Genomic DNA, 26,199 nt, shown 5'->3' on the forward strand with positions numbered 1-26,199 from the left:
CCAGGCACTGCCGGGATAAATGAGGGCCATCAGCCAGCGGCTGCCTTTCCACAACTCGAATTATTTAGGGTATCTATAGCCCCATCTATAGTGATGAAAATATATTGAACCGGATTATAAGATAAAACGGCTCAGATCTTCATCTGCCACCAGAACATCCAGATGCTTACCGACATATTCCGCATCGATGGTGACGGTTTGGCCATTCATTTCGCTGGCATCGTAGGAGATGTCTTCGATCAGACGCTCCAGTACGGTATGCAGACGACGCGCACCGATGTTCTCGGTGGTCTCGTTGACCTGCCACGCGGCCTGAGCGATACGCTTGATGCCATCTTCCGTGAACTCGATATTGACGCCTTCGGTGGCCATCAGCGCTTTATACTGCACGGTGATGGACGCGTTCGGCTCGGTCAGGATGCGCTCGAAGTCGTGGGTGGTCAGCGCTTTCAGCTCAACGCGAATCGGCAGACGACCCTGCAGCTCCGGGATTAAGTCAGACGGGCTGGCCACCTGGAACGCGCCGGAAGCGATAAACAGAATATGATCGGTTTTCACCATGCCGTGCTTGGTGGAGACGGTGCAGCCTTCAACCAGCGGCAGCAGATCGCGCTGTACGCCTTCGCGGGATACGTCCGGGCCGGAGGAGTTGCCGCCGCGCTTACAGATTTTATCGATTTCGTCGATAAACACGATACCGTGCTGCTCAACGGCGTCGATGGCATCCTGCTTCAGCTCTTCCGGGTTGACCAGCTTCGCCGCTTCTTCTTCAATCAGCAGCTTCATCGCGTCTTTAATTTTCAGCTTACGCGGTTTTTGCTTCTGGCCGCCCAGGTTCTGGAACATGGACTGCAGCTGGCTGGTCATCTCTTCCATGCCCGGAGGGGACATGATTTCAACGCCCATCGGCGCAGCAGCGAGATCGATCTCAATCTCTTTATCATCGAGCTGCCCTTCGCGCAGTTTTTTACGGAAAGACTGACGCGCGGCGGACGGTTCCTGAGGCTGTTCAGCCTGGCCCCAGTTGTTTTTCGCCGGCGGGATCAGCACGTCAAGGATGCGCTCTTCCGCCAGTTCTTCCGCACGATAGCGGTTTTTGTCGATGGACTGCATGCGCACCATTTTGATCGCCGCATCGGTCAGATCGCGGATGATGGAGTCCACTTCTTTACCAACATAGCCCACTTCGGTGAATTTCGTCGCTTCAACTTTGATGAACGGCGCGTTGGCAAGCTTTGCCAGACGACGGGCGATTTCCGTTTTACCGACGCCGGTCGGGCCGATCATCAGAATGTTTTTGGGCGTGACTTCGTGACGCAGCTCTTCGTTGAGCTGCATACGACGCCAGCGGTTACGCAGAGCGATGGCGACGGAGCGCTTGGCTGCGTCCTGGCCGATAATGTGTTTGTCCAGTTCGCTGACAATTTCGCGTGGGGTCATTTCAGACATGGGAGATCCTTACGCTTTAGACGGTAATTCTTCGATGGTATGGAAGTGGTTGGTATAAATGCAGATATCACCTGCAATATTCAACGCTTTCTCTGCGATATCGCGTGCGCCCATATCGGTATTTTCCAGCAGGGCGCGAGCCGCGGCCTGGGCGTAAGGACCGCCGGAGCCGATAGCAATCAAATCGTTTTCTGGCTGCACCACGTCACCGTTACCGGTGATGATAAGCGATGCGTTTTCGTCAGCCACGGCCAGCAGCGCTTCCAGCTTGCGCAGCATGCGGTCGGTACGCCAGTCTTTCGCCAGCTCAACGGCGGCCTTCACCAGGTGGCCCTGATGCATTTCCAGCTTACGTTCAAACAGTTCGAACAGCGTGAAGGCGTCAGCGGTGCCGCCCGCAAAGCCGGCGATCACTTTGTCGTTGTACAGGCGGCGCACTTTTTTGACGTTGCCTTTCATTACGGTGTTGCCCAGCGTGGCCTGGCCATCACCGGCAATAACGACATGGCCGTTACGGCGAACACTTACAATTGTAGTCACGAGCAGACCCCTTGGTTGCAAAAGCGGAATAGGGGCCCCGCGGTTACGCGGGGCAGAATGCAATTATAGATGGGGGGGATTTTGAGGGTTTCAACCCCTGGCGGCGAGACGAATGCAGTTTGCGTGTCCGGCCATTTTCAGCCGTTCAATCATATTGCTGGCGTTTTCTTTGCCTTTCAGCGGCCCAATCACCACGCGGTTCCAGCCGTTATTGGTGGTGATGTGCGAGGCGAAACCTTCAAACGCCAGCTGCGCGCGCACGGTTTCCGCCTGCTCAGCGCCTTTGAAGGAGCCGCACTGGATCATCCAGCTGCGATCGTCTTTTTTCTCCGCGGCGGCGGTTTTTGGCGCCTCTTCAACGCGGGTTACCGGCGCGGCGGCCTGGGTTTTAGGCTGCGCGGTACTGGTATGCGCCGGCGTTTGCAGCAGATCCTGATACGGCTGCTGGTTCGACGCCGTTTGCTTCGGCGGCTGCTGCACCGGTTTCGGCTGCTCGACGGCCCGCGGCTGGGTTCGCGGTTGCTGTACCTGCGTCTGTGTCTGCTGCTGCACCTGAGCGAGCTGCTGCTGCTGAACTAAACGCTGACGCTGCAGGGTCTGCTGGCGCTGCGCCGGGGTTTGTTCATTCCACGGCACTTCGGTCAGCTGCGTAGGCTGCTGACGCATATCGGCCTGCATTTGCGCCAACAGCTGGCGCTGCTCGTCCGTCAGCTGCTCCGGCTTCATGACTTCGCCGCCTGCCGTGGGTTCCGTAGGCGCACGTACGCCGGGCTGACGGCTCTCCAGCTCTTTAATATAGCGCCAGCGCTCTTCCGGCTTCGGCGGGAGGCCGTTGCCAGCGGCCTGGCGGTTTTGCAGCGCTTCAGCCTCTTCTTTCTTGTGGTGCGTGATGAAGTACAGTCCACCGATAAAGGCCACCAGCACTGCCGCAGCGATCGCCACCATAGTCGGTGAAACCGCCGAAAGGCCGCCTTGCTTGTTCCTTGAGCTTCGGGTATTGCTCTTTTTGCGCCGCGAAGAAGCCGGTTGGCTGCGGCGTACATAATCTCGTTGTGCCACTATCGTTTCGCTGTCTTATTCGTTTTTCAGCCCGCCATGTTACTTAAGCGGCGGGCCTTTGACCAGAAGGGCAGGCCCGAAAGCCTGAAGGTTATGTTCGGATTTTTCGCGTACTACCGCGAACGATAAGCTCGCAGTCGAGTAATCGTGAACCGCTGCTGACGCTGTGACCGTGCAGTTGATCCAATAAAAGCAGCATCGCTTCGCGGCCAATATCAAAACGTGGTTGCGCGACGGTCGTCAATGGCGGATCGCAAAATTCAGACAAAGAGATGTTATCGAAACCAATAATAGACAGATCTTCAGGAACTTTCAGGCCGCGACGTTTCGCCAGCGATAATGCCCCCAGCGCCATAATATCGCTATGGCAGAAAACAGCCGTCGGCGGTACCGGCAGCGCCAGCAGCTGTTCGAGGGCGTTGGCGCCGGCTTCATAGGTAAAATTGCCGCGGGCGATATAGTGCGGATCGACGGTTATCCCGCTACGACGCAGCGCCTGGACATAGCCCTGCAGGCGATAATGGCACAGCGGCATCTCTTCCGGGCCGGCGATACAGCCGATGCGGCGATGCCCCAGCTCGTGCAGATAGTTAACGGCGTTAAAGGCGGCGGTGAGGTTATCGATATGCACCGTCGGCAGCTCAAGCTCGGGAGCGAATTCATTGGCCATGACCATCGGCGGCAGATTGCGCTGCTCCTCTACGCCCGCATCGAAGGGCAAACGGGAGCCAAGCAGCAGCATACCGTCGATCTGCTTGGTAATGATCAGGTCGATAAAGGTCTTTTCCTGACGGTTCTGGTGGGCGCAATCGCCAATCAGCACCAGGTACTCCTGTTCCGCCGCGGTGACTTCAATACCGCGAATGATCTCGCTGAAAAAGGGGTCGCAGATATCCGGCACAATCACCAGAATGGTGCGTGACTCGTTGCGCTTCATATTGCGCCCGAGCGATTGCGGTAAATAGCCGACTTCCAGCGCGGCCTGCTCGACCCGGTTACGGGTGCTCTGCGAAACCTTATCGGGATTCATTAACGCTCGGGATACGGTTGCCGTGGAAACGTTTGCCTTTTGGGCAACGTCTTTCATAGTGGCGGCAACGACCTGTTTTTTGGGCTTCACCTGATTTCTCCTCGCTGACTGGCGCAGACACATCCCTGGCGTTCTGACATCAGCAACATTTTTAACAGATAGTACATCCAGAGAGTTACAGAATTTTCATGAAAAACGTGACGATGGTTGAATTTTTCGATCCGCCTCGCAAGAGAAGCCTTAACCTTCAATAGGATCGACGTCCAGAACCCATTTCACTTTTCGCGCTTCCGGCAGGGTGTTAATCAACGCCAGCGTTCCGCTGACGATATGCTGTAGCTGAACGCGCGACGGATGCTGGAGGAGAATTTGCCAGCGCCAGCGGCCGCCACGCTTTGGCGCCAGCGCCGGAACCGGCCCGAGCACCCACAGTTTCTTATCGGCCAGCGGGCTGGCCTGCAGCAGGTTGCGCAGCTGTTGTAAAAAAAGCGGCGCCTGCTGGTTGTTATGATCCTCGGCGCGAATCAGCACGTGGCTGGTCCACGGCGGCAGCTGCATGCTTTGCCGTTCCGCCAGCGCCTGCTCGGCAAACGCGTCGTATCCTTTATAAAGCAGCGTTTGCAGCAGCGGGTGTTCCGGGTGGTGGGTCTGCAGGATCACCTCGCCCTGTTTGCCCGCCCGACCTGCGCGGCCTGAAACCTGCGTATAGAGCTGAGCGAAGCGCTCCGCCGAGCGGAAATCGGCGGAAAACAGCGCGCCGTCAACGTCCAGCAGGGAAACCAGGGTGACATCCGGGAAGTGGTGCCCCTTCGCCAGCATTTGGGTGCCGATAAGAATGCGCGCGCCGCCGCGATTGACGTCGGCAAGATATTGCTCAAGCGCGCCTTTGCGGCTGGTGGTATCCCGGTCGATACGGGAAATCGGGATATCGGGAAACAGCGGTCCCAGCGCCTGCTCAAGCTGTTCGGTCCCCAAACCTACCGGTACCAGATGCGTTGAGCCGCAGGAGGGGCACTGGCGCGGAATCGGGCGCTGGCTGTCGCAGTGGTGGCAGCGCAGATGATGCTGAGCCTGGTGCAGCGTGTAGTAGCTGTCGCAGCGCGGACACTCCGCTATCCAGCCGCAGTCGTGGCACAGCAGCGCCGGCGCGAAGCCGCGGCGGTTCAAAAACAGAATCACCTGGTTATCGGCCTGCAGATGCTGGCGCATGCGGCCAATGAGCGCCGGAGACAGTCCGGCCTGCAGCTGCTGGCCCTTTAAATCCAGAACGTGCTGCTGAGCCGGGCGCGCATTGCCCGCTCGTTTGGTGAGCTTCAGCTGGCGATACTTGCCCTGGCGGACGTTATGAAGCGTCTCCAGCGCCGGGGTCGCCGAGCCGAGGATAATTGGAATTTGTTCGCTGTGGGCGCGCCAGACCGCCAGATCGCGGGCGTGATAGCGCCAGCCTTCCTGCTGTTTATAAGAGCTGTCGTGCTCTTCATCGATGACGATGACCCCGAGGTCTTTAAAAGGGGTAAATAGCGACGAGCGGGTACCGATAACAATCGCCGCTTCGCCGTTTTTGGCTTTTAGCCACGCGGAGAGGCGTTCGCTGTCGTTCAGTCCGGAGTGCAGCACTTCCACCGGGGCGCTAAAGCGGTGGCGGAAACGGGCGATTGTCTGCGGCGTCAGGCCGATCTCCGGCACCATCACCAGCGCCTGGCGCCCCTGCGCCAGTACGTTTTCAAGGACGCTCAGATACACTTCCGTTTTGCCCGAACCGGTGATCCCGGCCAGCAGCCAGGCGGAAAAGCTGTCCGAGGCGCTGTGAATCGCGCCCACGGCGGTGGCCTGTTCGGTATTGAGCCGCAGGCGCTCGCCGGGTACCGAGAAGCCCGTGCGCCAGTCGGCGATCGCGGGCGCTTCGCTGGCGAGTTCGGCCAGACCTTTACCCCGCAGCGCCTGCAGGGCGGCGTCGTTAAATTCGAGTTCGGCAACCTGATGGCGCCAGATCTTGCCCTGACGCAGCGCAGCCAGCGCCTGCTGCTGTTTCGGTGAGCGCTTAAGGCTGTTGATATCAACCGCTTGCCCCTGTTCGGTGGCAAACCAGTACCACATTGGCGCCGCGCTGGCGGGCTTCCCCTGGCGCAGCACGATCGGTAGCGCGTGAAACAGCACATCGCCGATGGGATGATGGTAGTAGTCCGCCGCCCACAGCAGCAGCCGCCAGACCGAAGCGGAGAAGACCGGCTCGGCATCAAGAACTTCGGCCACTGGCTTGAGTTCGTCGAGCGGCAGTTCGCTGCGCTCACTGACCGCCGTTACGATACCTATCCGCTCCTGTTTGCCGAACGGGACGCGCACGCGACAGCCTGCTTTGACCGGCATGCCGTCAGGCAGCAAATAGTCAAAAGTGCGGGGCAGCGGAACGGGCAGGGCAACGTGAGCGACGGGCATTTAATCTTCCTGACTTGAAATCTGGCGGGTTAGTATACACATTGTGATAAGGGCTCGCGGATCAGTTTGCATATGCTGGTCAAATTCTGTATGATTCGCCGCCTTTGATGCGCTTTGTGCGGCATCAAAATCTATTACCCGGCAATTTCGCTTTGCGCAATCGCACCGGGAAATTATTAACATCGCGTGGTGTCTGGCGTTAGGGCTGGAAGAGCGACGCGGCCTTAACTGAGGTTCTCCCATGAAAAAAGATATTCATCCGAAATACGAAGAAGTTACTGCTTCCTGCTCTTGCGGTAACGTCATGAAAATCCGTTCTACCGTAGGTCACGACCTGAACCTCGACGTGTGCGGTAAATGCCACCCGTTCTACACTGGCAAACAGCGTGATGTTGCTACCGGTGGCCGTGTTGACCGCTTCAACAAGCGCTTCAGCGTACCGGGTACCAGCAAGTAATTTGCTGAAGAAGCCGCCTCAGGGCGGCTTTTTTGTTTCTCTTGCGCTAAACGCGAGAAAAAAGGGCAGAAGATTTCTTCTGCCCTTTTTTATGGTTTTAGTATTCCCACGTGTCCGGGTCGATGCCCAGTTCGCGCATAATCTCTTTCGCCGCTTCCGGGATTTCATCGCTGCGCTCTTTACGCAGGTCTTCATCGTTAGGCAACGGTTGACCGGTAAAGGCATGCAGGAACGCTTCGCACAGCAGTTCGCTGTTAGTCGCGTGCCGCAGGTTATTCACCTGACGACGCGTGCGTTCATCGGTGAGGATTTTTAACACCTTCAGAGGAATGGAAACCGTAATTTTTTTTACTTGCTCACTCTTCTTACCGTGCTCAGCGTATGGGCTGATATATTCGCCGCTCCATTCAGCCATGAGTTACCTTTAATCCTCTATTCATTAGTTAAGGGCCTGAACGCGAGTCCTGGCCATAATTGCGCGTAGTTTACCGTAGAGGGGCGCGTCTGACACCAAACAAGCCGCTACGGATGTGCGCTAATGCATATAATTTTAACGGCTATTTCCAGTTTGCTCAATCTATACGCAAAGAAGTTTAGATGTCCAGATGTATTGACGTCTATTATAACAATGATTACTCTGGAGCCTGACTTTTCACCGACTCAGCCCAGGAACTCCCCAACATGACGCGTAAACAGGCCACCATCGCAGTGCGTAGCGGTTTAAATGACGACGAGCAGTACGGTTGCGTTGTCCCGCCCATTCATCTCTCCAGCACCTATAATTTCACCGGATTTAACGAACCTCGCGCCCACGACTACTCTCGTCGCGGTAACCCGACCCGTGATGTGGTGCAGCGTGCGCTGGCGGAGCTGGAGGGCGGCGCGGGGGCGGTTCTGACCAATACCGGCATGTCGGCCATTTTGCTGGTCACCACCGTATTTCTGAAACCGGGCGATCTGCTGGTGGCGCCGCACGACTGCTACGGCGGCAGCTACCGCCTGTTTGACAGCCTGGCGAAGCGCGGCTGCTATCGCGTGCTGTTTGTCGATCAAAACGACGAGCAGGCGCTGAGCGCCGCGCTGGCGGAAAAACCGAAGCTGGTTCTGGTCGAAAGCCCAAGTAATCCATTGCTGAGAGTTGTGGATATTGCGAAAATCTGCGGTCTGGCGCGTGAGGCCGGAGCGGTCAGCGTGGTTGATAACACCTTCCTGAGCCCGGCTTTGCAGAATCCGCTGGCGCTGGGCGCCGATCTGGTGTTGCATTCGTGCACTAAATATTTGAACGGCCACTCTGACGTCGTGGCCGGGGTGGTGATCGCTAAAGATCCGGCGACCGTCACCGAACTGGCATGGTGGGCGAATAATATCGGCGTCACCGGCGGAGCGTTTGATAGCTATCTGCTGCTGCGCGGCTTACGTACGCTCTCTCCGCGTATGGAAGTGGCGCAGCGTAACGCGCTGGCGATTGTCGACTATCTGAAATCCCAGCCGCTGGTGAAAAAACTGTACCATCCGTCCCTGCCGGAAAACCAGGGGCATGAGATTGCGGCGCGTCAGCAAAAAGGTTTTGGGGCGATGTTAAGCTTCGAACTGGATGGCGATGAGCAGACGCTGCGTCGTTTCCTGAGCGGGTTATCGCTGTTTACGCTGGCGGAATCGCTGGGCGGCGTGGAAAGTCTGATTTCCCACGCAGCGACGATGACCCATGCGGGCATGGCGCCTGAAGCGCGTGCGGCGGCCGGGATCTCAGAAACGCTTCTGCGTATTTCGACCGGTATTGAAGATGGTGAAGATTTAATTGCCGACCTGGAAAATGGCTTCCGGGCAGCAAACGAGGAATAAACATGAGTGTGATTGCGCAGGCAGGGGCGAAGGGTCGTCAGCTGCACAAATTTGGTGGGAGTAGTTTAGCGGATGCGAAATGTTACCTGCGCGTCGCGGGTATTATGACGGAGTATTCGCAGGCGGGCGACATGATGGTCGTCTCTGCCGCCGGCAGTACCACCAACCAGTTGATCAGCTGGCTGAAGCTCAGCCAGACCGATCGCCTTTCTGCGCATCAGGTGCAACAATCGCTCCGTCGTTATCAGATGGAGCTCATCTCCGGACTGCTGTCACCAGACGCTGCCGACACGCTGATTGCCATCTTTATTCAGGATCTTGAGCGCCTTGCCGGGCTGCTTGACGGCGGCGTCACCGACGCGGTATACGCCGAAGTCGTCGGTCACGGCGAAGTCTGGTCGGCCCGCCTGATGGCGGCGGTGCTGAACCATCTTGGCGTAGAAGCCGCCTGGCTGGATGCGCGTAGCTTCCTGCGCGCCGAGCGCTCCGCGCAGCCGCAGGTGGATGAAGGCTTATCCTATCCGCTTTTGCAGCAGCTGATAGCGCAGCACCCGAACAAGCGTCTGGTGGTGACCGGCTTTATTTCGCGTAACAACGCCGGGGAAACCGTCCTGCTGGGACGTAACGGTTCCGACTATTCCGCCACCCAAATCGGCGCCCTGGCCGGGGCGTCTCGCGTCACTATCTGGAGCGACGTGGCCGGGGTCTACAGCGCGGATCCGCGTAAAGTGAAAGACGCCTGCCTGCTGCCGCTGCTGCGCCTGGATGAGGCCAGCGAACTGGCCCGCCTGGCGGCGCCGGTGCTGCATGCCCGTACGCTGCAGCCGGTCTCCGGCAGCGATATCGATTTACAATTACGCTGTAGCTACACCCCGGATCAGGGCTCAACGCGCATCGAACGCGTGCTGGCTTCCGGTACCGGGGCGCGTATCGTGACCAGCCATGATGATGTCTGCCTGATTGAGTTCCAGGTACCCGGCGGCCAGGATTTCAAACTGGCGCATAAGGAGCTGGACGCTATTTTAAAACGCGCCCAGCTGCGTCCGCTGGCGGTTGGCGTACACGCCGACCGTAAGCTGCTGCAGTTCTGCTACACCTCTGAAGTGGCCGACAGCGCGCTGAAGCTGCTGGACGAAGCGGGGCTGCCGGGCGAGCTGCGCCTGCGTCAGAAACTGGCGCTGGTGGCGATGGTTGGCGCTGGCGTGACCCGCAATCCGCTGCACTGCCACCGTTTCTGGCAGCAGCTGAAGGGCCAGCCGGTAGAGTTTACCTGGCAATCAGAAGAGGGCATCAGCCTGGTCGCGGTGCTGCGCGCCGGGCCGACGGAAAGCCTTATTCAGGGGCTGCATCAGTCGTTGTTCCGCGCGGAAAAACGCATTGGCCTGGTGCTGTTTGGCAAAGGTAATATCGGGTCCCGCTGGCTGGAGCTGTTCGCTCGCGAGCAGACCACGCTTTCCGCCCGCACCGGGTTTGAATTCATCCTTGCCGGGGTCGTGGATAGTCGCCGTAGCCTGCTTAATTACGAAGGCCTTGACGCCAGTCGCGCGCTGGCTTTCTTTAATGATGAGGCCGTTGAGCAGGATGAAGAGTCGCTGTTCCTGTGGATGCGCGCGCATCCGTACGATGATTTAGTGGTGCTGGACGTAACCGCCAGCGCGCAGCTGGCCGACCAGTACCTCGATTTCGCCAGCCATGGTTTCCACGTTATCAGCGCGAATAAGCTGGCTGGCGCCAGCAGCAGCAGTAAGTATCGCCAGATCCACGACGCGTTCGAGAAGACCGGGCGCCACTGGCTTTACAACGCCACCGTCGGCGCCGGTTTACCGGTCAACCATACGGTGCGCGATTTGATTGATAGCGGCGATACCATTCTGGCGCTGAGCGGTATTTTCTCCGGCACCCTTTCATGGCTGTTCCTGCAGTTTGACGGCACCGTGCCGTTTACAGACCTCGTCGATCAGGCCTGGCAGCAGGGGCTGACGGAACCGGACCCGCGCGTCGATCTCTCCGGGAAAGACGTCATGCGCAAGCTGGTGATCCTGGCTCGTGAGGCGGGTTACAACATCGAGCCGGATCAGGTGCGCGTTGAGTCGCTGGTGCCCGCCCACTGCGAAGAGGGGTCGGTCGATCACTTCTTCGAGAACGGCGAAGCGCTGAACGAGCAGATGCTGCAGCGTCTGGAAGCGGCGCGCGAAATGGGTCTGGTGCTGCGCTACGTCGCGCGCTTTGACGCTAACGGTAAAGCCCGCGTCGGCGTTGAAGCGGTGCGCGAAGAGCATCCGCTGGCGGCGCTGCTGCCGTGTGATAACGTCTTTGCTATCGAGAGCCGCTGGTATCGCGATAACCCGCTGGTGATCCGCGGTCCGGGCGCTGGTCGTGATGTGACCGCCGGGGCGATTCAGTCGGATATCAACCGTCTGGCGCAGCTGCTGTAGCCATAAATTAAAGACCAGGCAACGCCTGGTCTTTTCACCTTAGTGCGCCGCGAAAACTTCTTTGGCGGCAAACAGGCCATTCAGGGCCGCCGGGAATCCGGCATAGACCGCCATCTGCATGATCACTTCCGTAATCTCTTCCTGCGTCAGCCCGACATTTAACCCGGCGGCAATATGCACTTTTAGCTGCGGCGCGGCGTTACCGAGCGCCGTGAGCGCGGCGATAGTGGCAATTTCACGGCTGCGTAAATCGAGTCCTGGCCTGGCGTAAATATCGCCGAAGGGGAACTCAATCAGATAGCGGGCAAAATCGGGGGCGATATCCTTCAGGCTGTTGACGACGGCGTCGCCGCCTTTGCCGTCCACGCGCTGTAGCATTTCTCGTCCGATGGTATAACGTTCGCTGGTCATGGCTTTTCCTCAGTGTGATGATGCGTAATGAGGAAGGTTAGGGAAGTTTTCCTGCCTTGAGTAATACCCTTTTCGTGATACCTTTTCAGTATGACAAATTCACGTTTACACACTCTGGATATTCGCCTGCTGCGCTACTTTGCGGTGGTGGCGGAGGAAAATAACATCAGCCGGGCCGCGCAGCGGCTATTTATTTCGCAGCCGCCGCTGAGCCGTCATATTCGCCATCTGGAAACGCAGCTGGGGGTAACGCTATTCTTGCGGCATACCAAAGGTCTGATCCTTACCGACGAGGGAAGACGGGTGCTGGATATCATTCGGCCTCTGCTGGCGCTTCAGGATCGCACCCTGACGGCGTTGAGCCAGCTCTCTGCGCCCGCGCAGCAGCCTCTGCGTCTGGGGTTGACCACCGCCTTTGAGCAAGGCATTTTCGCCGCCGCGGAATCCGCTCTGGGTGAGTACACCGGCGCATTGCACATCACTCGTCAGTCATCACCGGCGTTGGCCCAACTGGTGCGAAAGGGCAAGCTGGATGCGGCGCTGGTGGCGCTGCCGCTGAATACCGAGGGGCTTCACCTGCATCCTTTGTCTTACCAGGAGCCGCTTATCGCGGCGCTACCCGCATCCTGGCCGGAGGCCGCCAGGGCGGAGCTGACGTTAAGCGCACTCAATCATCGGCCGCTGTTCTGGTTTAAACGCGAGCGTAATCCCGATTTTTTTGACTATACGCGACGTATTTTTGACCGGGCAGGCTATGTGCCCACCTACGTGGAGGAGCCTGCCGAGCATGATGTTCTGCTGGCGCGGATTGCGCGCGGAGAAGGCCTGATCCTCCTGCCGGCCTCTTTTTCCGCGATTCAGCGGCAGGGGGTCGTCTTTTGTCCTTTGCAGGATGCCAGCCAGCAGCTTCCGCTTAGGCTGGGAATGGTGACGCTGCCCGCAAATGAGAGGGTCCGGGAAAGGGTAACAGCAGTCGTTGAAAAATCATTGCCTTAGCGAAAAAGAGATGAATTGATTTCATCCTGGCTGAATATTCCTCACTGTTTACGCTGATTTTTCTATTGACGCGGATGCCCTTTTCCGTCATTTTTACATCTGGACGTCTAAACGTATAGAAGTTCGCGACACAACAAACAATAAAATGCGATTGATGAGGTAAGGTATGAGCTTTTTTCACGCCAATCAGCGGGAAGCCCTGAATCAGAGCCTGGCGGAAGTGCAGGGCCAGATTAACGTCTCCTTTGAATTCTTTCCGCCGCGCACCAGTGAAATGGAGCAAACCCTCTGGAAATCCATCGATCGCCTGAGCAGCCTGAAGCCGAAGTTTGTCTCCGTGACCTACGGCGCTAACTCCGGTGAACGTGACCGCACCCATAGCATTATCAAAGGTATTAAAGAGCGTACCGGTCTGGAAGCCGCCCCGCATCTTACCTGTATCGATGCCAGCCGCGATGAGCTGCGTACCATTGCTAAAGATTACTGGGATAGCGGGATTCGCCATATCGTTGCGCTGCGTGGCGACCTGCCGCCTGGCAGCGGTAAGCCGGATATGTACGCGGCCGACCTGGTGACTCTGCTGAAAGAGGTCGGGGACTTTGATATTTCCGTTGCGGCTTATCCGGAAGTCCATCCGGAAGCCAAAAGCGCGCAGGCCGATCTGCTTAACCTGAAACGTAAGGTCGAGGCCGGAGCAAATCGCGCGATTACCCAGTTTTTCTTTGATGTTGAAAGCTACCTGCGTTTTCGCGACCGCTGCGTCTCGGCGGGTATCGATGTCGAAATTATTCCGGGCATTCTGCCGGTCTCTAACTTCAGGCAGGCGAAAAAATTTGCCGATATGACCAACGTGCGTATCCCGACGTGGATGGCGAAAATGTTCGAAGGTCTGGACAATGACGCCGAAACCCGCCAGCTGGTGGGGGCGAACATCGCCATGGATATGGTGAAGATTCTCAGCCGCGAAGGGGTGAAGGATTTCCATTTCTATACCCTGAACCGCGCGGAAATGAGCTACGCGATTTGCCACACTTTAGGCGTGCGCCCGGCGTAAGCAGGCTTCAGATTTCCCCGTCCTTCTCTTCTCTCTGCGGCGTCAAAACATCTTCGGCGCCGCTTGTTCTGGTTATTTCCTTAAAACATCTTTACGGGCGGTAAAACGGGGCGCCTGCGCCATCAGAGGTGACTATCCGCCAGCAGCAGCGGTACGTTTTGCGTTTGCATCAGAGAGAGGATATCGGGGGAGAGGCCGGTCTGGCTGATAACGAGGTCAAGGTCTGCCAGGCGGGCATGGCCTGCAAGGAACGTTTGACCAAATTTACTGCTGTCCGCCAGCAGGATTTTTTGCCGCCCGGCGCGCATCAGCGCTTGTTTGACGTGGGCATCGGTCATTTTAGGAACCGTCAGCTCTCCAAGATCGTTGACGCCCTGAGTGCTGAGGAAGACTTTGTCGGCGTGGATATGACGAAAGAAGTCGGCGGTACTGAAAGAGACCATTCCCTGGCTGGCGTCTTCATATTCACCGGGCGCGACGATCAACTTGATATTTTTTCTTCCTTTCAGGAGATTAACCACCGGAATGGAGTTGGTTATCACCATGATTTTCTTATCGAAAATAAAATGAGCGAGCGCCAGCGGCGTGGTGCCGCAGTCGATAATAATCGTGTCGCCATCTTCAACCTGCTCGGCGGCTTTCTGGCCAATCAGGTGCTTATCATCGGCCATTTGTATCGATTGCAGCTGAAAGCCGGGCTCGACGCTGGCACCGCGGGTTAAGTAGGCTCCACCGTAGGTTGTTTTTACAATACCTTGTTTTTCAAAGAAAGAGAGATCGCGACGGATGGTCATTTTGGTGACGCCGAACTTTTCGGCGAGGTCATTGACGACGACTTTTTTGTCCTGTTGCAAAATGGCGTAAATGCTCATTCTTCGATTTGATGACTGCATATCTACGATTCACCCAAAGGAAAATCGCACTATAAAATACATCGTTTTGGCGGGCAATGGCGGGCTAAAAGAACATACCCGCCTGCTGGCGGGTATGTCGCGAGGGGTTATTCCCACTCTTGCAGGAAGCGTTGACCGTACTGGTCGGCCACCAGAAGCGCGGCATAGACCTGATCCGGCGTCGCGCCGCCGGGCATATTGTGGATGGTTTCACCTTCCGCGCAGGCGGCTTCCGCCACGGTACGCATTTTGCCCGGGATATCGACTTTAATATCCAGCTGCGCCAGGGTGATAGGCAGCCCGACGCTATGGCACAGCGCCGCTACGGTTTCGATCTCTTCCACCGGCGCGTTTTCCAGTACCAGCTGCGTAAGCGTACCGAAAGCCACTTTTTCACCATGGTAGTAGTGGTGAGCGTCCGGAATAGCGGTCAGACCGTTATGGATAGCGTGCGCAGCCGCCAGGCCGCCGCTTTCAAAGCCGACGCCGCTCAGGTAGGTGTTGGCTTCAATCACCCGTTCCAGCGCCGGCGTTACCACGTGCTGCTCCGCCGCCAGCATCGCTTTTTCGCCCTCTTCAACCAGCGTGTTGTAGCACAGTTCAGCCAGCGCCAGCGCCGCCTGGGTGCATTTTCCGCCCGCCATGGTGGTCGCGCCGCTGCGTGAGCAGGCACGCGCTTCAAACCAGGTCGCCAGCGCATCACCGATACCGGCTGCCAGCAGGCGCGCCGGGGCGCCTGCAACGATTTGCGTATCGACAATGACCATGTTCGGGTTGCGCGGCAGCATCAGGTAGCTATCAAACTCGCCGTCATCGGTATAGATGACCGAGAGCGCGCTGCACGGCGCGTCGGTGGAGGCAATCGTCGGAGCAATAACCACCGGCAGATTCATAAAATGTGCTAATGCTTTTGCGGTATCCAGCGTCTTGCCGCCGCCGATACCCAGCACGGCGGTGCAGCGGGCGGAACCGGCAATATCACGCAAGCGGTTGATTTCGTTATGTGAGCATTCGCCGCCAAACGGTGCGATTTCTCCAGCCAGGCCCGCATCCGCCAGGCTTTTACGCAGTTTTTCTTCGGCAAAACCGAGTACGAATTTATCGCCCACGATGAGCCAGCGTTCTGCCAGTGGCTTGAGGTATCCACCAAGGCGGGTAATGACGTCCGCGCCCTGAATGTACTTACCGGGTGATTGAATAATGCGATCCATTTCTATTCCTCCTGGATGACCGTGATGCCACCCCCCTGGGCAGCTCGCCGATCGGGTTACAGGTTTAGCGTTCCAAAAGCGTTATTCCAGTCCTGCTCAAACTTCTCAATAGCTGACTCTACCGCAGGGGTACCGAGCATTTGTTGCGCTACATCTAACGGAAGGGTGATCGCTTCGCAGCCTGCTAACAGGCAATCCAGCGCCTGGCGCGGCGTCTTAAAGCTGGCGGCCAGCACTTTGCTTTCCGGCGCATGCAGCTCCAGCAGGGACTGCAGCTCCTGGACCATGCGGATGCCGTCACCGCCCTGGGCGTCGACGCGGTTGACGTACGGCGCCACATATTTTGCCCCGGCCAGCGCGGCCAGCAGGCCCTGAGATGCGCTGTATACCGCCGTACCCAGCGTGGGGATACCTTCTTTTTTCAACAGTTTGATAGCGGCAAGGCCTTCGGCGGTGACCGGGATTTTTACCACGATACCGGGGACGGCGTTGCTCAGGCGTTTGGCTTCTTCCACCATGCCCTTCGCGTCGCGGCTCATGGTCTGGGCGAACAGAATACCTTCCGGACCGACGGCTTTTTGCAGGCGCGGAAGAACATCCCAAACCGGCGTTTTACCGGCTGCGATAATGCTCGGGTTGGTGGTCACGCCGGCCAGCGGGTAGATGCGCGCCAGGCGTTCAACTTCTGCTACGTTTGCGGTGTCCAGATAGAGTTCCATGATGCTTTCCTCAATGCTTAATTCGGTAGTGTCGTTGAGGAAAGAATACGGCTTTCACGCGGAGGGTCGCCAGATGACAAATTTGCCAAAAACTGGATAAATGTACGCATTGCGGTTAATGATGATTTAGATCACATTTATCCCGCCACCCGGATTAAAATGGGAAAATAAGAGCGCACAAAAGTCAGGTTTAACACACAAAAATCTAGTTTTTTAGCGAAGCCGTTTTTTCCGTCAGCTGGCTGTGATACTGACGGCGATACTCCGACGGCGAGCGCTCGGTGTTTTTGCGAAACAGGCGGCAGAAGTAGTTGCTGTCGGCGAAACCACAGGCGTGGGCGATATCTTTCACTTTCATATCGTGGCCTTTTAGCAGCATTCTGGCCTGCTCCAGACGGATGTGATTCAGGTATTCGTTAAAGCCCATTGGCCCGCATTTCTGGAACAGATGGGAAAGATAGTTTGGTGAGAGATAAAACGCCTGCGCCACCGACTCGCGGGTTAACGGGTCGGCAAAATGGGCATCAATATGTTTACGAATCGCTTCAAAAAGCGCCTGGCTGCGCGATGACGTTTGTACCTGGCTGCCCAGCAGATCGGCACAGTGGCTGAGCAGGCTGGTGACAATACAGCGGGCCGTATGCTGTTCCTGCGGCTGCATCTGCATTTCATTCAGCGCCTGCAGCAGAAACGATCCAACCCGGGGGCCGCGGCGAGGAACCTGCTGTTTATCCAGCACGTTAAGCGCGCTGCCGTCCCAGTGGCGTAGAACGAATTCCAGCTGCTGCTTACCAAATAAGACAGTTAACAGCGTGGAGGGCATCAGCCACTGCGGGTCATTCCATCCGCCTGCGGGGACGTACAGCACATCGTGCGGCGTCAGCTGCGCCTGGTCGGCCTTAATCGCCGGATCGCGAAGCTGCCCCGCAAGCATGATTTCGAGGCGCGGAAAATCGACGCTTAGCGCTTTCTCAGAAGCCGGTCTGGATTCTGTGGAAAAGTGGACTTTGCCGATTACCGCCGGGCCTTTAATAAAAGAATCAATGGCCTGATTAATGTCGCTATCCATTCTCTCTCCGCGTCGCGCGATCCCGTTTCATCATACCTAACAAACTGGCAGAGGGAAAAGCCGCGCGATTTTTCTGCGAAGAGAGTTGTAAGATTTGATTGATATGTTATATCGTAACATATTATTGCAAACCTAAACTCAGGAGAGAGTGATGACCCGAAAGATTTCCGCGCTTATGCTTGGTGTAAGCCTGGTCCTGGCGAGCAGTCAGGCGGTCGCCCACGGCCACCATAGCCATGGCCCGGCGCTGACCGAAGCGGAGCAGAAGGCGAGTGAAGGCATTTTTGCCGACCAGGACGTAAAGGACAGGGCGCTGAGCGACTGGGAGGGTATCTGGCAGTCGGTTAATCCCTATCTGCTGAACGGCGATTTAGATGCCGTGCTGGAGCAGAAGGCCAAAAAAGCCGGTAAAAGCGTGGCGGAATATCGGGAGTATTATAAGAAGGGCTACGCTACCGATGTGGACCAGATTGGTATCGAAGATAACGTCATGGAGTTTCACGTCGGGAAAACCGTCAACGCCTGCCGGTACGCCTATTCCGGCTACAAAATTCTGACCTACGCATCCGGTAAAAAAGGCGTGCGCTACCTGTTCGAATGCCAGCAGGCGGATTCAAAAGCGCCGAAGTTTGTTCAGTTTAGCGATCACACCATCGCGCCGCGCAAGTCCCAACATTTCCATATCTTTATGGGCAATGAGTCCCAGGAAGCGCTGCTGAAAGAGATGGATAACTGGCCAACCTACTATCCTTATGCCCTGCATAAAGAGCAGATTGTCGACGAAATGCTGCACCACTAAAAAAAGCTCCGGTAAACGCGATGCTTACCGGAGCTATGGTTTTTAACCCGGCTCGCGCTACGCTTAGCCGGGCTACAGGTTTCTCAGGGCGAACTAGCCGGTGTTACGCATGCCTGCCGCAACGCCTGCGATGGTGACCATCAGCGCTTGTTCAACGCGCGGGTCCGGTTTTTCACCTTTCTCTTCCGCCAGACGTGAACGATGGAGCAGCTCGGCCTGGAGCACGTTCAGCGGGTCGGTATAGATATTACGTAGCTGGATGGACTCCGCGATCCACGGCAGGTCGGCCATCAGGTGGGAGTCGTTGGCGATTGCCAGTACCACGTTGATATCGGCGGACAGCAGTTCACGCAGCTCTTCGCCCAGCTTCCACAGTTCCGGTTTCACCAGACGCTGATCGTAATATTCCGCCAGCCACAGGTCGGCTTTTGAGTAGACCATCTCCAGCATGCCGAGGCGGGTAGAGAAGAACGGCCAGTCGCGGCACATGCTTTCCAGCTCGCTCTGCTTGCCGCCTTCAACGACTTTTTGCAGCGCGGCGCCGGCGCCCAGCCAGGCTGGCAGCATCAGGCGGTTTTGCGTCCACGCAAAGATCCACGGAATGGCGCGCAGCGACTCGACGCCGCCGGTCGGGCGACGTTTGGCCGGACGCGAGCCCAGCGGCAGTTTGCCCAGCTCCTGCTCCGGCGTCGCGGAACGGAAGTAAGGAACAAAATCTTTATTTTCACGCACGTAGCCGCGATACATCTCGCAGGAGACGTCGGACAGCTCGGCCATGATGTCGCGCCATTGCGCTTTTGGCTCCGGCGGCGGCAGCAGGTTGGCTTCCAGAATCGCGCTGGTGTAGAGCGACAGGCTGCTGATGGTGACTTCCGGCAGGCCGTATTTAAAGCGGATCATCTCGCCCTGTTCGGTAACGCGCAGGCCGCCTTTCAGGCTTCCCGGAGGCTGAGAGAGCAGGGCCGCGTGCGCCGGCGCGCCGCCGCGGCCGATAGAACCGCCGCGACCGTGGAACAGCGTCAGTTCAATGCCGGCTTTTTCACAGGTCTTAATTAACGCGTCCTGCGCCTGATACTGCGCCCAGGAGGCGGCCATCACGCCCGCATCTTTCGCCGAGTCGGAATAGCCGATCATGACCATCTGCTTGCCCTGAATAAAGCCGCGATACCAGTCGATATTCAGCAGCTGGGTCATAACGTCGTCGGCGTTATTCAGGTCGTCCAGCGTTTCGAACAGCGGGGCGACCGGCAGCGCGAAGCCGATGCCGGCCTCTTTCAACAGCAGATGCACGGCCAGGACGTCTGACGGCGTTTTGGCCATCGAAATCACGTAGGCCGCAATAGAGCCGCGCGGCGCTTCGGAGATGACTTTGCACGTCTCGAGCACTTCGCGCGTCTCTTCGCTTGGCTCCCACTGGCGCGGCAGCAGAGGACGCTTGGAGTTCAGTTCGCGGATCAGGAAGGCCTGTTTATCGGCTTCTGACCAGCTTTCATAGTCGCCGATGCCGAGATAGCGGGTCATTTCGCCCAGCGCTTCGGTGTGGCGGGTGCTTTCCTGACGGATATCGATACGCACCAGCGGTACGCCAAAGGCTTTTACGCGGCGCAGGGTATCGAGCAGCTCGCCGTTGGCGATAATGCCCATACCGCAGGCTTGTAGCGACTGGTAACAGGCGTAAAGCGGTTCCCACAGCTGCTCGTTTTGCGTGATAAGGCCCGCCGGTTTCGGCAGTTTCTGTCCTTTCAGGCGCGCTTCCAGCCAGGCCTGGGTCTCCATCAGCTGCGTGCGCAGTTTTTTCATCAGGTAACGATAGGGTTCCTGAGCGCCTTCCGCGCCTGCCAGCTCACGCAGCTCGTCGGTGCACTCAACCATCGACAGCTCGGAAATCAGCAGCTGGACATCTTTCAGGAACAGATCGGTTGCCTTCCAGCGGCTGAGCAGCAGGACGTGGCGGGTAATGTCGGCGGTCACGTTCGGGTTGCCGTCGCGGTCGCCGCCCATCCAGGACGTAAAGCGAACCGGAACAAAATCGACCGGCAGCCGATAGTTCAGGTTATCTTCCAGCTGTTCATTCAGCTCGCGCAGGTAGTTCGGTACGCCTTCCCACAGGCTATTTTCGACAACCGCGAAGCCCCATTTGGCTTCATCCACCGGGGTAGGGCGATGCTTGCGGATTTCATCGGTGTGCCACGACTGGGCAATCAGCTGGCGCAGACGGCGCATGACCTGATGACGTTCATAGTCCGCAATGTCGTTGTTATCGAGCTGCTTCAGGCAGCTGTTGATCTCGCCCATCTTGTGGATCAGCGTACGCCGCGTGATTTCGGTCGGGTGCGCGGTCAGCACCAGCTCCAGCGACAGGGATTCAACGGCTTGTTTAATAATCGTTTCGTTGAGATTGGGTTGCTCTTTGAGCTTTCTCAGGGTGCGGGCAATCACTTCCGGATTACTGGCCGCTTCGCCTTTTGGCGAAATGCTGTGGTATTGCTCAGCGGTATTCGCTAGGTTCAGAAACTGGCTAAAGGCGCGCGCCACCGGCAGCAGCTCGTCGTTGGACAAGTTTTGCAGCGTGGTGAGCAGCTCCTGGCGGTTGGCTTCATTGCCAGCGCGAGAAGATTTGGACAACTTACGGATAGTTTCGACACGATCAAGAATGTTTTCTCCCAGCGCATCCTTGATGGTGTCGCCCAGCACCTTACCGAGCATACTGACATTACTACGCAAAGCGGAATATTGTTCGTTCATGTTACCCCAGACACCCCATCTCATTTTATTTTGTTATATCCGGCGCTCGATAATTTGAGCAGTGGATAAGCAACCGTCTTTTATAAAGCCACGTAAAAACCCCCACGTCAATTGTTGCGAAATCGCTTCAGCAAACGAATAAATGGCGGCAATTTGCGAAATTTAACTCGGAGGTCGCTTGATAAGCGTTGCTTATGAAAATGTGATAATTGTCACCCTCTCGCGCCGATAAAATCGCACGAGAGAATGGGTATTTATTTAATGCCAGCAAAAATGGTGAACCACCTGAGTGATGAGCTCGCGGGTCGGCTTAATAAAGCGCGTTTCCAGGTACTCATCCGGCTGGTGGGCCTGGTTGATAGAGCCCGGGCCTAACACCAGCGTTGGGCAGAGGGTCTGAATAAACGGCGCTTCGGTACAGTAGTTGACCACGTCGGTTTGCGCGCCGAGGAGTTTTTCGACGACCTCAACCAGCTTATGGTCCGGCGGACATTCGTAACCGGGGATCGGCGGATGCAGTTCAGAAACGGTCAGGCGACCAGGCCAACGCTCGCTCACCGGCGCCAGCGCTTCGTTAAGGAGCCCGTTGAGATCGTTGAGCGTCATTCCGGGCAGCGGACGAATATCCATATGCAGTTCGCAGCAGGCGCAAATGCGGTTGGAGGCATCGCCGCCGTGAATTGCCCCGAGGTTAAGTGTGGGATACGGGACGGTAAACGCGGCGTAGTGATAACGCTCTTTTAAGTCGTCGCGCAGCTGCATGATGCGGCCAATGGCGTCGTGCATCAGTTCAATCGCGTTGACGCCGCGTGCCGGGTCGCTGGAGTGGCCCGACTGCCCCTGAATGCGAACCGCGTTGGACATGTGGCCTTTGTGCGCGCGTATCGGCTGCAGCGACGTGGGCTCGCCGATAATGGCGCAGTCCGGTCGCAGCTGGGTCGTTTCGGCGAAGTAGCGGGCACCGGCCATGCTGGTCTCTTCATCGGCCGTCGCCAGAATATAGAGCGGCTTTTTCAGCTGAGTGAGGTCAACGTCGCGCAGGGCGTCGAGAATAAAAGCGAAGAAGCCTTTCATATCCGCGGTGCCGAGACCGTACAGCTTATTGTCGTGCTCGGTCAGGGTAAAAGGGTCGCGGGTCCAGCGGCCATCATCAAACGGGACGGTATCGGTGTGCCCGGCAAGCAGCAGGCCGCCAGCGCCGTGGCCGCTGCTGGCCAGCAGGTTGAATTTATTACGCGTATCCGGGACTGGCTGAACTTCAACATTAAAGCCGATATCGCGGAACCAGCCTGCCAGTAAATTGATTAAAGACTCATTGCTTTGATCCAGCGCCTCTTCGGTTGCGCTGATGGAAGGTGTGGCGATCAGCGCGCGGTAAATCTCGATAAAGGGCGGTAATTTGTTTTTCATTGTTGACACACCTCGGGTCGTGATAGTATCAATATTAATGCATTATTTGTGAATAAAAATACATTATCGTTGAGCGTAAGAAAACCCATCGAATGTAAGGATGATGCTCTTACGGCTCAACAGGGTGGGGAAGGCAACGGTCTTCCAGGGCAAATATACGTAAGCAAGAAGGTGAAGAGCCCCAATGTTGAACACGCTGATTGTGGGCGCCAGCGGTTATGCCGGCGCAGAGCTAGTGGCCTATGTAAATCGCCATCCTCATATGACCATAACCGCATTGACGGTCTCCGCGCAAAGCAATGATGCGGGAAAATTAGTTTCCGATTTGCATCCGCAGCTGAAAGGCATTGTCGATCTGCCGCTGCAGCCGATGTCCGATATCAGCGAGTTTAGCGCCGGAGTCGATGTCGTTTTTCTGGCTACCGCGCACGAGGTAAGCCATGACCTGGCGCCGCAGTTTCTCGCCGCTGGCTGCGTCGTGTTCGATCTTTCCGGGGCGTTCCGCGTTAATGACGGCGCCTTCTATGAAAAATATTACGGTTTCACTCATCAGCACCCTGAACTGCTGGAGCAGGCGGTTTACGGCCTGGCCGAGTGGAGCGTCGAAAAGCTAAAAGAAGCCAATCTGATCGCCGTACCGGGCTGCTACCCGACGGCGGCTCAGCTATCGTTAAAACCGCTGATCGACGCGGGGCTGCTGGATCTTAACCAGTGGCCGGTGATCAACGCGACCAGCGGGGTCAGCGGCGCCGGGCGTAAAGCCTCTATCGGCAATAGCTTCTGCGAAGTCAGCCTGCAACCCTACGGCGTTTTCAACCACCGTCATCACCCGGAAATTTCAACCCACCTGGGCGCGGACGTTATTTTTACTCCGCATCTGGGCAATTTTAAGCGTGGGATTCTGGAAACCATTACCTGCCGTCTGAAGCCTGGCGTGAGCAAAGAGCAGGTGGCGGCGGTATTCCAGCAGGCCTATGCGGATAAGCCGCTGGTACGTTTATACGATAAAGGTGTCCCTGCATTGAAAAATGTCGTGGGTCTGCCATTCTGTGATATCGGTTTTGCGGTCCAGGATGAACATATCATCGTGGTGGCGGCGGAAGATAACCTGCTGAAAGGTGCGGCCGCGCAGGCCGTGCAGTGCGCAAATATTCGTTTCGGCTTCGCTGAGACGCAGTCTCTTATTTAAGGTGTGATGATGAATCCTTTAATTATCAAACTTGGCGGCGTCCTGCTGGACAGCGAAGAAGCGCTTGAGCGCCTGTTTACGGCACTGGTGAACTACCGCGAATCCCATCAGCGCCCGCTGATTATTGTGCACGGCGGCGGCTGCGTGGTGGATGAACTCATGAAGCAGCTCAACCTGCCGGTGAAAAAGAAAAACGGTCTGCGGGTCACGCCGGCGGATCAGATCGACATTATTACCGGCGCGCTGGCGGGAACCGCCAACAAAACGCTGCTGGCGTGGGCGAAGAAGCACGGCCTGGCTGCCGTTGGGCTATTCCTCGGCGATGGCGATAGCGTCAAAGTGACGCAGCTTGATGAAGAGCTGGGTCATGTCGGATTCGCTCAGCCGGGTTCTCCGGCGCTGATTAACACGCTGCTGGCGGGCGGTTATATGCCGGTCGTTAGCTCCATCGGCGTCACCGATGAAGGCGAGTTGATGAACGTTAACGCCGACCAGGCGGCGACCGCGCTGGCGGCAACGCTCGGCGCAGACCTGATTCTGCTGTCTGACGTAAGCGGCATTCTTGATGGCAAAGGGCAGCGCATCGCGGAAATGACCGCCGAGAAGGCTGAACAGCTGATCGAGCAGGGCATTATCACCGACGGCATGATCGTCAAAGTGAATGCGGCCCTGGACGCGGCGCGGACATTAGGCCGCCCGGTCGATATCGCCTCCTGGCGCCACGCGGAGCAGCTCCCTGCGCTGTTTAACGGCACGCCGATCGGCACGCGTATACTGGCATAATCAATTTATCATTTTGTCGGCCCGGTAAGCGTAGCGTCGCCGGGTAATAAAATTCAAAGATATTAAGGAAGCATGTTATGGCACTTTGGGGTGGGCGTTTTACTCAGGCAGCGGATCAGCGGTTCAAACAGTTCAACGACTCTTTGCGCTTTGACTATCGCCTGGCGGAGCAGGATATCGTTGGCTCTGTTGCCTGGTCCAAAGCGCTGGTGACGGTGGGCGTACTGTCCGCCGATGAGCAGCTACAGCTGGAAGAGGCGCTGAACGTTCTGCTGGAAGACGTGCGGGCTAACCCGCAGCAGATCCTTGAAAGCGATGCGGAAGATATTCATAGCTGGGTGGAAGGTAAGCTAATCGACAAGGTCGGCCAACTGGGCAAAAAGCTGCACACCGGACGTAGCCGTAATGACCAGGTGGCGACCGACCTGAAGCTGTGGTGCAAAGATACCGTGATGGAACTGCTGTCGGCGAATCGTCAGCTACAAAGCGCGCTGGTTGAGACGGCGGAGAATAATCAGGACGCCGTTATGCCGGGCTATACCCACCTGCAGCGCGCGCAGCCGGTGACGTTTGCCCACTGGTGTCTGGCCTATGTCGAAATGCTGGCGCGTGATGAAAGCCGCCTGCAGGATGCGCTTAAACGTCTGGACGTCAGCCCGCTGGGCTGCGGAGCGCTGGCGGGTACCGCCTATGAAATCGATCGTGAACAGCTTGCCGGCTGGCTGGGCTTCGCATCGGCGACCCGCAATAGTCTGGACAGCGTGTCCGATCGCGATCACGTACTGGAACTGCTGTCCGATGCCTCAATCGGTATGGTCCACCTGTCGCGTTTTGCTGAAGATCTGATCTTCTTCAATACCGGCGAAGCGGGCTTTGTTGAGCTTTCTGACCGCGTGACTTCTGGCTCATCCCTGATGCCGCAGAAGAAAAACCCGGATGCGCTGGAGCTGATCCGCGGTAAATGCGGCCGCGTGCAGGGTGCGCTGACCGGCATGATGATGACCCTCAAAGGTCTACCGCTGGCCTACAACAAAGATATGCAGGAAGATAAAGAAGGCCTGTTTGACGCGCTTGATACCTGGCTCGACTGCCTGCATATGGCGGCACTGGTGCTCGACGGTATTCAGGTAAAACGCCCGCGTTGTGAAGAAGCCGCGCAGCAGGGTTACGCCAACGCCACCGAACTGGCGGATTACCTGGTTGCCAAAGGCGTACCGTTCCGTGAAGCGCACCATATTGTCGGTGAAGCGGTAGTGGAAGCCATTGCCCAGGGCAAGCCGCTGGAGGATCTGCCTCTGGCCGATTTGCAGAAATTTAGCCCCGTGATTGCGGATGACGTCTATCCGATTCTGGCGCTGCAGTCGTGTCTGGATAAGCGTGCGGCTAAAGGTGGCGTTTCTCCTCAGCAGGTGGCTCAGGCGATTGCCGACGCTAAACAGCGTCTGGTGTGATCCGCCTGCGGGGCTGCTTTTAAGGCGGTAAATATACGAAGCTCGGGTAACTCCGGGCTTTTTTATGCAAAAAAAAGCGGACACAAGGTCCGCAAAAGTTCACGTTGGCTTTAGTTATCCGGGTAGAGAGGTGATGAGGAAGCTCAATGATTTTCTGAACTTTTCCTCATTTATGGGTTTATTATTGAACAGAAACCTTGATAGGGATAATCGTTCGTTGC

Annotated in this window: 22 protein-coding genes; 9 read left to right on the forward strand and 13 right to left on the reverse strand. The window is 57.0% G+C overall.

Annotation, left to right across the window (positions count from 1 at the left end; translation table 11 throughout):
- Positions 1 to 114 precede the first annotated feature (114 nt).
- The 5 genes from hslU to priA all read right to left on the reverse strand — a co-directional run bounded on the left by hslU (position 115) and on the right by priA (position 6,514).
- Positions 115 to 1,449: an HslU--HslV peptidase ATPase subunit gene (hslU, locus tag MKleb_RS00735; protein ID WP_004127247.1), complete on the reverse strand. Its 1,335-nt coding sequence runs from the start codon at positions 1,447 to 1,449 to the stop codon at positions 115 to 117.
- 9 nt (positions 1,450 to 1,458) lie between these two features.
- Positions 1,459 to 1,989, reverse strand: coding sequence for an ATP-dependent protease subunit HslV (hslV, locus tag MKleb_RS00740; RefSeq protein ID WP_004107530.1), 531 nt, complete (start codon positions 1,987 to 1,989; stop codon positions 1,459 to 1,461).
- A gap of 90 nt (positions 1,990 to 2,079) precedes the next feature.
- Positions 2,080 to 3,048: a cell division protein FtsN gene (gene ftsN / locus MKleb_RS00745; RefSeq protein ID WP_071846047.1), complete on the reverse strand. Its 969-nt coding sequence runs from the start codon at positions 3,046 to 3,048 to the stop codon at positions 2,080 to 2,082.
- A gap of 91 nt (positions 3,049 to 3,139) precedes the next feature.
- Entirely contained in the window at positions 3,140 to 4,168 is a 1,029-nt protein-coding gene (gene cytR, locus MKleb_RS00750; RefSeq protein WP_004856005.1) for a DNA-binding transcriptional regulator CytR, read from the reverse strand.
- Positions 4,169 to 4,318: 150 nt separating this feature from the next.
- The gene (priA, locus tag MKleb_RS00755; RefSeq protein WP_025106564.1) at positions 4,319 to 6,514 is read right to left on the reverse strand and encodes a primosomal protein N'; all 2,196 of its coding nucleotides are present in this window, start codon (positions 6,512 to 6,514) and stop codon (positions 4,319 to 4,321) included.
- Positions 6,515 to 6,755: 241 nt separating this feature from the next.
- Here priA and rpmE point away from each other — a divergent pair, with 241 nt between their 5' ends.
- A complete protein-coding gene (rpmE, locus tag MKleb_RS00760) occupies positions 6,756 to 6,971 on the forward strand; it encodes a 50S ribosomal protein L31 (RefSeq protein WP_004107543.1) in 216 nt (71 codons plus the stop codon).
- A gap of 97 nt (positions 6,972 to 7,068) precedes the next feature.
- Here the strand turns inward: rpmE and metJ are convergent, their stop codons facing one another.
- A complete protein-coding gene (gene metJ, locus MKleb_RS00765; RefSeq protein ID WP_004107547.1) occupies positions 7,069 to 7,386 on the reverse strand; it encodes a met regulon transcriptional regulator MetJ in 318 nt (105 codons plus the stop codon).
- A gap of 266 nt (positions 7,387 to 7,652) precedes the next feature.
- On the opposite strand from metJ, the gene metB reads away from it, so the two are divergent.
- Positions 7,653 to 8,813 carry a cystathionine gamma-synthase gene (gene metB, locus MKleb_RS00770; protein ID WP_014227429.1) on the forward strand — a complete coding sequence of 387 codons (1,161 nt, stop codon included), beginning with the start codon at positions 7,653 to 7,655 and terminating at the stop codon, positions 8,811 to 8,813.
- 2 nt (positions 8,814 to 8,815) lie between these two features.
- The gene (locus MKleb_RS00775) at positions 8,816 to 11,248 is read left to right on the forward strand and encodes a bifunctional aspartate kinase/homoserine dehydrogenase II (RefSeq protein ID WP_014227430.1); all 2,433 of its coding nucleotides are present in this window, start codon (positions 8,816 to 8,818) and stop codon (positions 11,246 to 11,248) included.
- Between the two features lie 39 nt (positions 11,249 to 11,287).
- Here MKleb_RS00775 and MKleb_RS00780 read toward each other — a convergent pair whose 3' ends face one another.
- On the reverse strand, positions 11,288 to 11,659 hold the full coding sequence (locus tag MKleb_RS00780) for a carboxymuconolactone decarboxylase family protein (protein ID WP_004856015.1): 372 nt from the start codon (positions 11,657 to 11,659) through the stop codon (positions 11,288 to 11,290).
- A 90-nt stretch (positions 11,660 to 11,749) separates the two neighbouring features.
- Here MKleb_RS00780 and MKleb_RS00785 point away from each other — a divergent pair, with 90 nt between their 5' ends.
- Positions 11,750 to 12,655, forward strand: coding sequence for a LysR family transcriptional regulator (locus MKleb_RS00785; RefSeq protein WP_025106565.1), 906 nt, complete (start codon positions 11,750 to 11,752; stop codon positions 12,653 to 12,655).
- Between the two features lie 166 nt (positions 12,656 to 12,821).
- The gene (gene metF, locus MKleb_RS00790) at positions 12,822 to 13,709 is read left to right on the forward strand and encodes a methylenetetrahydrofolate reductase (protein ID WP_004856019.1); all 888 of its coding nucleotides are present in this window, start codon (positions 12,822 to 12,824) and stop codon (positions 13,707 to 13,709) included.
- A 122-nt stretch (positions 13,710 to 13,831) separates the two neighbouring features.
- On the opposite strand, the gene MKleb_RS00795 is transcribed toward metF, so the two are convergent.
- From MKleb_RS00795 to MKleb_RS00810, 4 genes are all read right to left on the reverse strand, one after another.
- Positions 13,832 to 14,581: a DeoR/GlpR family DNA-binding transcription regulator gene (locus MKleb_RS00795; RefSeq protein WP_025106566.1), complete on the reverse strand. Its 750-nt coding sequence runs from the start codon at positions 14,579 to 14,581 to the stop codon at positions 13,832 to 13,834.
- A 128-nt stretch (positions 14,582 to 14,709) separates the two neighbouring features.
- The gene (gene gldA / locus MKleb_RS00800; RefSeq protein ID WP_014227433.1) at positions 14,710 to 15,813 is read right to left on the reverse strand and encodes a bifunctional L-1,2-propanediol dehydrogenase/glycerol dehydrogenase; all 1,104 of its coding nucleotides are present in this window, start codon (positions 15,811 to 15,813) and stop codon (positions 14,710 to 14,712) included.
- A gap of 56 nt (positions 15,814 to 15,869) precedes the next feature.
- Positions 15,870 to 16,532, reverse strand: a complete 663-nt coding sequence (gene fsa / locus MKleb_RS00805) for a fructose-6-phosphate aldolase (protein WP_025106567.1) — start codon at positions 16,530 to 16,532, stop codon at positions 15,870 to 15,872.
- Positions 16,533 to 16,737: 205 nt separating this feature from the next.
- Positions 16,738 to 17,601 (reverse strand): AraC family transcriptional regulator, encoded by an 864-nt coding sequence (locus MKleb_RS00810; RefSeq protein WP_025106568.1) that lies wholly within the window; start codon positions 17,599 to 17,601, stop codon positions 16,738 to 16,740.
- A gap of 151 nt (positions 17,602 to 17,752) precedes the next feature.
- On the opposite strand from MKleb_RS00810, the gene zinT reads away from it, so the two are divergent.
- Entirely contained in the window at positions 17,753 to 18,400 is a 648-nt protein-coding gene (zinT, locus tag MKleb_RS00815) for a metal-binding protein ZinT (RefSeq protein ID WP_025106569.1), read from the forward strand.
- Positions 18,401 to 18,493: 93 nt separating this feature from the next.
- Here the strand turns inward: zinT and ppc are convergent, their stop codons facing one another.
- A complete protein-coding gene (gene ppc, locus MKleb_RS00820) occupies positions 18,494 to 21,145 on the reverse strand; it encodes a phosphoenolpyruvate carboxylase (RefSeq protein WP_004856030.1) in 2,652 nt (883 codons plus the stop codon).
- A 258-nt stretch (positions 21,146 to 21,403) separates the two neighbouring features.
- The gene (gene argE / locus MKleb_RS00825; RefSeq protein ID WP_025106570.1) at positions 21,404 to 22,555 is read right to left on the reverse strand and encodes an acetylornithine deacetylase; all 1,152 of its coding nucleotides are present in this window, start codon (positions 22,553 to 22,555) and stop codon (positions 21,404 to 21,406) included.
- Positions 22,556 to 22,739: 184 nt separating this feature from the next.
- Here argE and argC point away from each other — a divergent pair, with 184 nt between their 5' ends.
- The 3 genes from argC to argH all read left to right on the forward strand — a co-directional run bounded on the left by argC (position 22,740) and on the right by argH (position 25,978).
- Complete coding sequence (argC, locus tag MKleb_RS00830) at positions 22,740 to 23,744, forward strand: N-acetyl-gamma-glutamyl-phosphate reductase (protein ID WP_004870566.1); 1,005 nt, start codon at positions 22,740 to 22,742, stop codon at positions 23,742 to 23,744.
- 6 nt (positions 23,745 to 23,750) lie between these two features.
- Complete coding sequence (argB, locus tag MKleb_RS00835; protein ID WP_086074234.1) at positions 23,751 to 24,527, forward strand: acetylglutamate kinase; 777 nt, start codon at positions 23,751 to 23,753, stop codon at positions 24,525 to 24,527.
- Between the two features lie 77 nt (positions 24,528 to 24,604).
- Complete coding sequence (gene argH / locus MKleb_RS00840; protein WP_014227439.1) at positions 24,605 to 25,978, forward strand: argininosuccinate lyase; 1,374 nt, start codon at positions 24,605 to 24,607, stop codon at positions 25,976 to 25,978.
- The last annotated feature ends 221 nt before the right edge of the window (positions 25,979 to 26,199 follow it).

The organism is Klebsiella sp. PL-2018, assembly GCF_019048985.1.
Classification (GTDB): Bacteria; Pseudomonadota; Gammaproteobacteria; order Enterobacterales; family Enterobacteriaceae; genus Klebsiella; species Klebsiella michiganensis.